Annotated in this window: 3 protein-coding genes; all 3 read right to left on the bottom strand. The window is 69.7% G+C overall.

Annotation, left to right across the window (positions count from 1 at the left end; genetic code table 11):
• Positions 1 to 185 precede the first annotated feature (185 nt).
• From ACWD38_RS30250 to ACWD38_RS30240, 3 genes are read right to left on the bottom strand one after another with little or no spacing between them, the layout of a single operon-like run.
• Positions 186 to 1,394: an acyl-CoA dehydrogenase family protein gene (locus ACWD38_RS30250; protein WP_184480721.1), complete on the bottom strand. Its 1,209-nt coding sequence runs from the start codon at positions 1,392 to 1,394 to the stop codon at positions 186 to 188.
• A gap of 1 nt (position 1,395) precedes the next feature.
• Positions 1,396 to 2,424: a phosphotransferase family protein gene (locus tag ACWD38_RS30245; protein ID WP_450125442.1), complete on the bottom strand. Its 1,029-nt coding sequence runs from the start codon at positions 2,422 to 2,424 to the stop codon at positions 1,396 to 1,398.
• Positions 2,421 to 3,092, bottom strand: coding sequence for an HAD family hydrolase (locus tag ACWD38_RS30240; RefSeq protein ID WP_184480717.1), 672 nt, complete (start codon positions 3,090 to 3,092; stop codon positions 2,421 to 2,423). Before ACWD38_RS30240 ends, ACWD38_RS30245 begins: the two co-directional genes overlap by 4 nt.
• Between the last annotated feature and the right edge of the window lie 168 nt (positions 3,093 to 3,260).

Here is a 3,260-nt window from a genome sequence, read left to right as displayed (position 1 = left end):
GCGACGCCGACCAGGTCCCAGTCCGCGGGTGCGCCGGTCTCGGCGGCGGCGATCATCCACCCCGAATGCGGTTCGAGGACAGCTTTTTCCCTCGTGGCGGAGCCACTTGGGAAAAAGATCCCGCAGCGAGAAGACGACTGAGGTTCCGCTGAGCGACCCGCTACGCAGGTCACGGTGAAGATCCTTCAGCGGTACTGCTTGAGTTCGCGGCGGGCTAGGGATCTGCGGTGCACTTCGTCGGGTCCGTCCACGATGTGCAGGGTGCGGGCGTGCGCGTACAGCGAGGCCAGCGGCGTGTCCTGGCTGACGCCGGCCGCGCCGTGCGCCTGGATGGCGCGGTCCACGATGCGGGTCACCATCTCCGGCACCGACACCTTGATCGACTGGATCTCGGTGTGCGCGCCCTTGTTGCCGACGGTGTCCATCAGCCACGCCGTCTTCAGCGTGAGCAGCCGGTTCGTCTCGATGCTGATGCGCGCGTCGGCGATCCACTGCTGCACCACGCCCTGGTCGGCGATGGGGCCGCCGAAGGCGGTGCGCCGCAGGGTGCGGCGGCACATGAGTTCCAAGGCGCGTTCGGCCATGCCGATGGCGCGCATGCAGTGGTGGATGCGCCCCGGGCCGAGCCGGGCCTGCGCGATGGCGAAGCCTTCGCCTTCCCCGGAGATGATGTTCTCGGCCGGGACCCGCACGTTGTCGAACACGATCTCGGCGTGCCCGCCGTGGTCGCCGTCGTGGTAGCCGAACACGTGCATGCCGCGCTTGATCCGGACACCGGGCGTGTCGACGGGAACCAGGATCTGGCTCTGCTGGCGGTGCCGCTGCGCGTCCGGGTCGGACTTGCCCATCACGATGAGGATCTTGCAGCGCGGGCTCATCGCCCCGGACGACCACCACTTGCGGCCGTTGATGACGTAGGAGTCGCCGTCGCGCTCGATGCGGGTGCCGATGTTGGTGGCGTCGGAGGACGCGACCTCGGGTTCGGTCATGCAGAACGCGGACCGGATCTCCCCGGCCAGCAGCGGATCCAGCCACTGCTCCCGCTGCTGCGCGGTGCCGAACTCGGTCAGCACCTCCATGTTGCCGGTGTCCGGCGCGGAGCAGTTGAACACCTCCGGCGCGAGGTGCGGGCTGCGTCCCATGATCTCCGCGAGCGGCGCGTACTGGAGGTTCGTCAGCCCCGCGCCGTGCTCACCGGGCAGGAACAGGTTCCACAGGCCCGCGTCCTTGGCCTTCGCCTTGAGCTCTTCGATGATCGGCGCGTGCGCCCACGGGTCCGCGGCGGCGTCGAGCTGCTCGTGCAGCACCGGTTCCGCCGGGTAGATGTGCTCGTCCATGAATTCCGCGAGCCTGCCGCGGAACTCCTCGGTGCGGGCGTCGTAGCCGAACTCCATGTCATGCCTCCTCGTCGAGTGCGGACAGGCCCTGGGAGACCAGGTGCGGGACCAGCGCCCCGATGTGCTCGAAGCCGTCGCCGACGGTCTGGCCGTGGGCGTAGCGGTAGTGGATGCCTTCGCTGATCACCGCGAGCTTGAAGAAGCCGAACGCCCGGTACCACTCCACATCGGACAGGTCGATGCCGCTGCGCTCGGCGTAGCGCTGCCACAGCTCGCGCACCGGCGGGAACTCGTACTCCGGTCCGATGCCCTTGGCGATGGGGTTGTTCTCGATGCCGTCGAGCCCTTCCCAGTACACCGCCAGCAACCCGACGTCGGTGAGCGGATCGCCGAGGGTGGCCATCTCCCAGTCCAGCACCGCGCTGATCTCCAGCGAGTCGCCGACCAGCACGTTGTCCAGCCGGTAGTCGCCGTGCACGATGCCGCTGCGCCGCGTCGTCGGCACTCGGGCACCGAGCAGTTCGGCGAGCCGGTCGATGTCGGCGAGCTCGCGGCTGCGGGACGCGGCGAGCTGCTTGCTCCAGCGGCGCACCTGCCGTTCCAGGAACCCGTCCGGGCGGCCGAAGTCACCCAGCCCGACCTGCTCCGGGTCGAGCGTGTGCAGGTCGGCGAGCACGTCGATCAGCCGCAGCGACAGGTCCCGGCGCTGCTCGACGGTGAGGCTCGCGGTGAGCTCGGGGGAGCGGTACACGGTGCCCGGCACGTACTCCATCACGTAGAACGGGGCGCCCAGCACACCGTCGTCCTGGCACATCAGGTGCGTGCGCGGCACCGGCACCGAGGTGCCCGCCAGCGCCGACATCACCCGGTGCTCGCGGCCCATGTCGTGCGCGGTGGCCAGCACGTGGCCCAGCGGGGGCCGGCGCACCACCCACTGCCGCGCGCCGTCACCGACGATGTAGGTGAGGTTCGACCGCCCGCCCTGCACGAGCTGCCCCGTCAGCGGACCGGAGACGAGTCCGGGCAGTTCGGCGTCCAGGTGCTCGCGCAACCGGGTGAGGTCGAGTCCGGGCAGGTCGTCGCTCATTCGGTCTCCTCCGCGATGTCGGGTCCCAGCCGTGGCAGCAGTCCGCTGAGTTCGGCGCGGGTCTTGGCGGCGTCGGTGTGCAGCACACCGCGCAGGCCCAGCTTCTCGGCGGCCTCGATGTTCGGCGCGCCGTCGTCGACGAACACGGCCTCCTGCGGGCGCAGGCCGAGCCGGTCCAGGGTGAGCTCGTAGATCCGCGGGTCCGGTTTGCGCAAGCCCACCTCGCTGGAGATGACGGACAGCTCGAACAGCCCGTCCAAGGTCTCCCACGGGTAGTTGTTGCCCCAGCTGTTCGACAGCAGCGCCGTGCGCAGCCCCGCGTCGCGCAGGTCGGCGACCAGCCGGTGCATCGCGTCGTCCGGCCGCATGTGGGCGAACATCCGCGCCATCAGGCCGTCCGGCTCGACCGGTTCGCCGTCGACGGTGCGCAGCCGTGCCGCGAGCAGCCGGTCGAACTCGGCGCCGGAGATCTCGCCCGTCTCCAGGCGGTGGATCGGCGTGCCCGCCGGGGCCTTGCGGGACAGCCATTCCTTCAGCGCGGCGGAGAACGTCTCCGGGTCGATGCGCTCGGCGCGGGTCCACGCGTTGATCGCGACCCGGCCCTGCGTGGTGAGCACCCCGCCGTAGTCGAAGATCACCGCTTTGATCGAGGGGTCGCTGGACACCATGCATCGGACCGTACCGACTAGCCGGTATGTCACGCTAGCCCCTCTCTTGTCCGCCCGGTCGGTTTGGGCGTGTGGTCGGGTGGCGGAACCTCAGCTGCTTCCTCGCTGCGGGATCTTTTTCCCGAGTGGCTCCGCCACGAGGGAAAAAGCTGTCCTCGCGAGGAAGCA

It is taken from the genome of Saccharopolyspora sp. NPDC002578 (assembly GCF_053592695.1).
This window is presented reverse-complemented; position numbering and strand designations above follow the sequence as displayed.

Coding starts and splice junctions, on each gene's coding strand:
- ACWD38_RS30250 (WP_184480721.1), bottom strand. CDS start 1,394: ATGGAGTTCGGCTACGACGCCCGCACCGAGGAGTTCCGCGGCAGGCTC.
- ACWD38_RS30245 (WP_450125442.1), bottom strand. CDS start 2,424: ATGAGCGACGACCTGCCCGGACTCGACCTCACCCGGTTGCGCGAGCAC.
- ACWD38_RS30240 (WP_184480717.1), bottom strand. CDS start 3,092: ATGGTGTCCAGCGACCCCTCGATCAAAGCGGTGATCTTCGACTACGGC.